Origin of the sequence: Actinomyces sp. 594 (assembly GCF_019325145.1) — a bacterium.
Lineage (GTDB): Bacteria > Actinomycetota > Actinomycetes > Actinomycetales > Actinomycetaceae > Actinomyces.
The window spans coordinates 163,564-167,863 of the sequence record NZ_PIZC01000067.1; the positions used below are offsets into that span (position 1 = coordinate 163,564).

Below are 4,300 nucleotides of genomic sequence, written 5' to 3' on the forward strand. Positions count from 1 at the left end.
GGCTCAGGCCAGCTTCTCGCAGACCAGGGCGGTGAGCTGGGCGAGGCGGTTGGAGTAGCCCCACTCGTTGTCGTACCAGGAGACGACCTTGACCTGGTCGCCCTGCACCTTGGTCAGCTTGGAGTCGAAGATGGAGGAGTGGGGGTCACCAACGATGTCGGTGGAGACCAGGTCCTCCTCGGAGTAGGCCAGGACGCCCTTGAGCGGGCCCTCGGCGGCAGCCTTGACGGCGGCGTTGATCTCCTCGACCGTGGCCGGCTTGGAGGGCTTGAAGGTCAGGTCCGTAACCGAGCCGGTCGGGACCGGCACGCGCATGGCGTAGCCGTCCAGCTTGCCCTTGAGCTGCGGGAGAACGAGCGCGACGGCGCGGGCGGCACCGGTGGAGGTGGGAACGATGTTGAGAGCGGCGGCACGAGCACGACGCAGGTCCTTGTGCGGGGCGTCGTGCAGGCGCTGGTCACCGGTGTAGGCGTGCACCGTGACCATCAGGCCGTTCTCGATGCCGAAGGCCTCGTCCAGCACCTTCGCCACGGGGGCGAGGCAGTTGGTGGTGCAAGAGGCGTTCGAGATGATGTTGTGCTTGGTGGTGTCGTAGTCCTGCTCGTTAACACCGATCACGAAGGTGCCGTCCTCGTTCTTCGCCGGGGCGGAGATGACGACCTTCTTGGCGCCGGCGTCGATGTGCGCCTGGGCCTTGGTGGCGTCGGTGAAGAAGCCGGTGGACTCTACGACGACGTCGACACCCAGGTCCGCCCAGGGCAGGTTGCCGGGCTCGCGCTCGGCCAGCACGCGGATCGGCTTGCCGTCGACGATGATGTTCTCCTCGTCGTAGGTGACCTCGGCGGCGAGGCGGCCCAGAATAGAGTCGAACTTCAGGAGGTGGGCGAGGGTCTTGATGTCGGTCAGGTCATTGACGGCCACGACCTCGAAGTCGGCGCCCTGCTCGAGGGCGGCGCGGTAGAAGTTGCGGCCGATGCGGCCGAAGCCGTTGATACCAACGCGGGTGGTCACTTTGTGTCCTCCTAGTGCGCCATGGGACGCACGTACTCGTACTTGCTGCACACAGTGTGTGCCCCGGCCTTCGTGGGGAGCTCCCCGTCTGATCCGGCAAGCCGAGTCTAGCGTTACGAACCCACCGCCGTGCGGGTTCGGACACGCCACGGGCGAACACGCTGAAACATCTCACATGTCGAGCATGTCTTGGGTGAGCGCAGACTCTGTATCCGGGATTCCCAGCTCGTGGGCGCGCTTGTCAGCCATGGCCAGGAGCCGGCGAATGCGCCCGGCAACGGCGTCCTTGGTCAGCTGCGGATCGGCCATACGGCCCAGCTCCTCCAGGCTCGCCTGCTTGTTCTGAATGCGCAGCCTGCCCGCCTGCACCAGGTGCTCGGGCACGTCCTCGCCGAGGATTTCAAAAGCGCGTTCCACCCGGGCACCGGAGGTAACCGCTGCCCGCACGGAGCGGCGCAGGTTGGCGTCGTCGAAGTTGGCCAGTCGATTGGCGGTGCCGCGGGTCTCGCGCCGGGAGCGGCGCTCCACCCAGAGCGCATTGGCCTCCACCGCGCCCATCCGCTGCAGCAGCACGCTGATGGCGTCGCCGTCACGCACAACCACGCGGTCCGCGCCGCGCACCTCCCGGGCCTTGGCAGTCACCTCGAAGCGACGTGCGGCACCGACCAGGGCCAGCGCCGCCTCACTGCCGGGGCAGGTAACCTCCAGCGCGGAGGAGCGGCCCGGCTCGGTAAGCGAGCCCCGGGCCAGGAAGGCACCCCGCCAGGCCGCGGCCGAGGCGTTGCGGCCACCCTGAACCACGGCTACGGGCATACCGCGCACCGGGCGCCCGTGGGCATCAACGAGCCCGGTCAGGCGGGCCAGGTCCCGCCCGCGGTCGGCCACGCGCAGCACGTAGCGGCTTCCGCGGTGCAGTGATCCGGCCTGAACCACCAGTACCTCAGGAGTCATGCCGAACAGCTCCCGCAGGTCCCGGTGCAGCCTGCGCACGGCGCCGCCGTGGTCCAGCTCGGCCTCGACGACTATGCGGCCGGACACCAGGTGCAGGCCGCCGGCGAAGCGCAGCATGGAGGCCACCTCAGCGCGCCTCTGGGCGGCGTTGTCGGTGGTCACGCGGGCGAGCTCGTCCTTGACGGTTACCGTCAGCGACATCGATGGTGCTCCTGCTCCTGTGGCGGTTGGGTTGGAAGGGTCTGGGCGGTTCAGGCGCCGCGCGGCGGCGAGGCGATGTCACCCATGACGCCGTCGAAGGCGTCCCGGAAGACGGCCGCCAGCCGCAACGGGTCATGGTGGCACAGTGCGTCACCGGTGCGCACCTGCCGCAGCACCAGCACCGCACCCATGGATGCGGCAACGGACTCTAGATCAGCCAGGTCCTCGATCACAGTGGGATCGGCCACCACCACGTCCAGGCGCAGCTCGGGAGCGTACTCGGCCAGGACCCGCAGGTGGTCCGCCACCGTCATGTTGTCGGTCTCGCCGCTTTGCGCCGAAAGGTTAAGTACTACCAGCTTGCGGGCGCTGGTGCTGACCAGTGCCTGCCGCATGGAGGGCAGGATCAGGTGCGGGAGCACGGAGGTGTACCAGGAGCCGGGCCCCAGGATCACCCAGTCCGCGGCGTCGATTGCACGGATGGCCTCCGGATGGGCATCGGCGTCCTCCGGGACGACGCGCACATTCTCCATGCGCCCCCGCGTGGTGGCCACGGCCACCTGTCCGGAAACGCGCTGGCGGTCCGCCCCGTTGACGATATCCGCCTCGATGACCAGCGGGGAGGCGCTCATGGGGATGACGCGGCCGTGGATGCCCAGCAGCCGCCCCACCCAGTCCAGTCCTTCCACCTCGTCACCCAGCAGCTGCCACAGCGCCAGGATCAGCAGGTTGCCCAGGGCGTGGTTGTCCAGCTCTCCCTCGGCGGAGAAGCGGTGCTGCAGCACGTCGCGCCAGGTCAGTCCCCACTCGGTCTCATCGGTCAGCGCCGCCAGCGCCATGCGCAGGTCACCCGGGGGCAGGCAGTCGAACTCGCGGCGCAGCCGCCCCGAGGAGCCGCCGTCGTCGGCGACCGTGACCACGGCGGTGAGCCGGTGGGTGACATGCCGCAGGGCGCGCAGCGTGGCGGACAGCCCGTGCCCGCCCCCCAGGGCGACCACGGCAGGCCCCTCCTCGCCGCGGCGGCTCCACCCGGCGGAATCGATGGTGGCCCGCGCCGGACGCATGGCGGAGCCGGCCGCTTGACTCAGGGTGTCGCTCATTGTCGTCTCATTCCCTACCCAGGTCCCGGTGCTGCACGGAGACTTTGAAGCCTGCGGCCCGCAGGCTGGCGGTGATCCGCTCCGCGGTCGCAACCGAACGGTGCTTGCCCCCGGTGCAGCCCACCGCGATCGTGACATTGGGCTTGAGCTCGTCCACGTAGCGCGGCAGCGCCGGAACCAGCAGGTCTACGTAGCCGTCCACAAAAGCGGCCGCGCCGTCCTGCTGGAACACGTATTCGGCCACGGGCGTGTCCCTGCCGGTCAGGTGCCGCAGCTCCGTGACCCAGTAGGGATTCGGGATGAAGCGCACGTCCAGGACGTGGTCGGCGTCCATCGGCAGCCCGTACTTGAAGCCGAAGGACATCACCGTCACCTGCAGGCCCAGGTCGGACTCGTGCGCCACCAGTTCGCGAATGCGCCGCGCCAGGTCATGTACCGAGTAGTCGGTGGTGTTGATGACCTCATCGGCGGTGCCCTTGAGCCCCGCCAGAAGTGTGCGCTCGTGCTCGATGCCGTCCAGGATCGAGCCGGTCCCCTGCAGCGGGTGGGGGCGGCGGGAGGACTCGAAGCGGCGGATCAGCACCGCGTCGGAGGCGTCCAGGAAGATCAGGCGGACGTTGACGCCGCCGTCGCGCAGCTGCCCCAGGTACTGCATGAAGGAGGCGAAGAACTCGCGACTGCGCACGTCGACGACGGCGGCCAGCCGGTGTACGCCCGCGCCGACCGTGGTCATCATGCCGGCCAAGGCCGGCAACAGCTGCGGAGGAAGATTGTCCACCACGTACCAGTCGAGGTCCTCCAGCGCATTGGCCGCCCGGGACCGGCCTGCGCCGGACATGCCGGTGACAATGATCATCTCCGGCCGCTTTGCGGGCGGCACCGGGGCCGCGGCCTCGTCGATCGCCGGGATGCCGCGGGGCACCGTGTCCTTGACCGGGTCGCGAACCGCGTCCGCCTCACCTGCCGCCACAGCGCCGTGCCGCAGCGGCCGGCGCGGGGGCACGCCCGCGGGTCGCGGGCCGTCCGACCGGGCGCCG

Annotated in this window: 4 protein-coding genes; all 4 read right to left on the minus strand. The window is 69.5% G+C overall.

Annotation, left to right across the window (positions count from 1 at the left end; genetic code table 11):
• Positions 1-3: 3 nt before the first annotated feature.
• The 4 genes from gap to rapZ all read right to left on the minus strand — a co-directional run bounded on the left by gap (position 4) and on the right by rapZ (position 4,233).
• Positions 4-1,011: a type I glyceraldehyde-3-phosphate dehydrogenase gene (gene gap / locus GZ998_RS12465; RefSeq protein ID WP_161923992.1), complete on the minus strand. Its 1,008-nt coding sequence runs from the start codon at positions 1,009-1,011 to the stop codon at positions 4-6.
• Positions 1,012-1,182: 171 nt separating this feature from the next.
• Positions 1,183-2,163 (minus strand): DNA-binding protein WhiA, encoded by a 981-nt coding sequence (gene whiA / locus GZ998_RS12470; protein WP_161923991.1) that lies wholly within the window; start codon positions 2,161-2,163, stop codon positions 1,183-1,185.
• A 50-nt stretch (positions 2,164-2,213) separates the two neighbouring features.
• On the minus strand, positions 2,214-3,263 hold the full coding sequence (yvcK, locus tag GZ998_RS12475; RefSeq protein WP_238994153.1) for a uridine diphosphate-N-acetylglucosamine-binding protein YvcK: 1,050 nt from the start codon (positions 3,261-3,263) through the stop codon (positions 2,214-2,216).
• A gap of 7 nt (positions 3,264-3,270) precedes the next feature.
• On the minus strand, positions 3,271-4,233 hold the full coding sequence (gene rapZ / locus GZ998_RS12480) for an RNase adapter RapZ (protein ID WP_162678551.1): 963 nt from the start codon (positions 4,231-4,233) through the stop codon (positions 3,271-3,273).
• Positions 4,234-4,300: the final 67 nt, after the last annotated feature.

Excerpts from the sequence above, each read along its gene's own strand:
- whiA (WP_161923991.1), bottom strand. The coding sequence starts at position 2,163 with ATGTCGCTGACGGTAACCGTCAAGGACGAGCTCGCCCGCGTGACCACC.
- yvcK (WP_238994153.1), bottom strand. The coding sequence starts at position 3,263 with ATGAGCGACACCCTGAGTCAAGCGGCCGGCTCCGCCATGCGTCCGGCG.